Source organism: Methylobacterium sp. B1 (assembly GCF_000333255.1).
GTDB classification, from domain to species: domain Bacteria; phylum Pseudomonadota; class Alphaproteobacteria; order Rhizobiales; family Beijerinckiaceae; genus Methylobacterium; species Methylobacterium fujisawaense.
This window is the reverse complement of record NZ_BACT01000999.1, coordinates 1-1657: the sequence shown is the minus strand read 5'-3', so window position 1 is coordinate 1657 and position 1657 is coordinate 1. Positions and strand designations below refer to the sequence as shown.

Below are 1657 nucleotides of genomic sequence, written 5' to 3'. Positions count from 1 at the left end.
TCTGGAGTTGCGGATCCACCGGGCGCTCGGCGTCCCGGTCTCCTACAAGCCGAAGGACGCCGATTCGGGCGAGATCCGCATCCGCTACGAGACGAAGGACGAGCTTCAGGCCCTGCTCAACCGGTTCAAGGTCTCGGACGCCTGATCGGGCCCCCTGCCCTGCCGGTGGCGCTCGCAGGCGGGAGCGCGCACCGTATCGGTGGCCGGCGCGCGTGTGCCGCCCGGCCCAGAGTTGGGACATGCGGGCCGGTCCGCAGTCCGGATGACCGGAGGGCCGGACCTTGGCGGACGGTACCAGCGCGGCGGCTCGGAAATTCGACGCCGACCGGGCCGGCGAATACGCGCAGCAGAGCCGGATCGCCCTGGCCGGCTACGAGGCCTGCCATGAGCTCGCCGCCTGCATGCTTGCCGCCGTCCTGGGCAGCGGCACGCCTGCGCGGCTGCTGATCGTCGGCGCGGGCGGGGGTGGCCCGGAGATCGTCACTGCGGCGGCCCTCGAGCCCGGCTGGCGCTTCACCGCCGTCGACCCGTCCAGCGCCATGATGGATCTCACGATCGCGCGGCTGGAGCAGGACGGTCTCCACGACCGGACCGAGATCGTCCTCGGAACGGTGGATGCCCTCCCCCAGGACGCGGTCTACGACGCCGCGACCCTGATCGGCGTGCTGCACCATCTGCCGGGCGACGCGGAGAAACGGGCGATCCTGCAGGCCATCGCCGCGCGCCTGAAGCCGGGCGCGCCTCTGGTGCTCGCCGGCAACCATTACGCGTATGCAAGTCAGCCCCTGCTGCTTGCAGCCTGGGGCGAACGCTGGCGCCAGCACGGCGCCAGCGCCGACGCGATCGAGGCCCGACGCGGGAAGATCCTGCAGGGGGGCCGATCCGCCCCATTCCGAGGCGGCCGTCGCGGCCCTGCTGGATGCCGCCGGCTTCGCGCCTCCGAACCGCTTCTTTTCCAGCCTGTTCTGGGGCGCGTGGCTCGCGCTGCGCCGTGCCGGAAGCGCCGACGGCGCCTGAGCCCGGACTAGCGCCGCCGCCGCGCCCCCGCCTCCGCGACCCGCAGGAGGGCCGCCGAGGCCAGGGCGTGGGCCAGGTCGGGCTCCGCCCGCCGGCAGGCCAGGACCGCCGCCTGCAGGGCCGCGACGGCCTGCCGGAGGGTGCCGGGCGGCCAAGCGCCGAGCTGGCCCTCGATGCTGGCCTTGCGCTTGAAATGCAGGCCGCGCCACGTCGCGACCATCATGGCGGGCGTCTTGTCGGGATTGTCGAGCCGGGTGGTGAGCAGCGTCAGGGCGTGCCGCAGCGCCGAGCCCAGCACCACGCCGGGGTCGAGGCCCTCGTGCCGGAAGCGGCGGTAATCGCGCTCCACCGCGTCGCGGCGGCCGTCGAAGGCGGCATCGATCAGGGTGTTGAGCACGCTCGCCGCGACGTCGCTGGTGATCGCCTCCACATGGTCGAGGGTCACGGTCTTGTCCCCTCCCCCCTCGCCCCCGGCGTAGAGGGCGAGCTTCTCGATCTCCATCAGGCTCGCCCGGCGGTCGCCGCCGAGGCTGCGGGCCAGAACCTCCCGGGCGGCCCGGTCGATGCGCAGGCCACGCTCCTGAAGGGTGCGCTCGATCAGGTCCGAGAGGGTCCGCTCGTCGTCGGCGTAGCAGGGGAT

General features: G+C 73.4%; 2 protein-coding genes. One reads left to right on the top strand and one right to left on the bottom strand.

What is annotated here, in order from left to right; genetic code table 11:
• Nucleotides 1-281: 281 nt before the first annotated feature.
• Nucleotides 282-1028: a class I SAM-dependent methyltransferase gene (locus I53_RS27790; RefSeq protein WP_251982479.1), complete on the top strand. Its 747-nt coding sequence runs from the start codon at nucleotides 282-284 to the stop codon at nucleotides 1026-1028.
• Here I53_RS27790 and holA read toward each other — a convergent pair.
• Nucleotides 1025-1657 (bottom strand): DNA polymerase III subunit delta (gene holA / locus I53_RS27785; protein WP_043357092.1); only part of this gene is annotated, 633 nt, incomplete at its 5' end. The genes I53_RS27790 and holA overlap by 4 nt on opposite strands.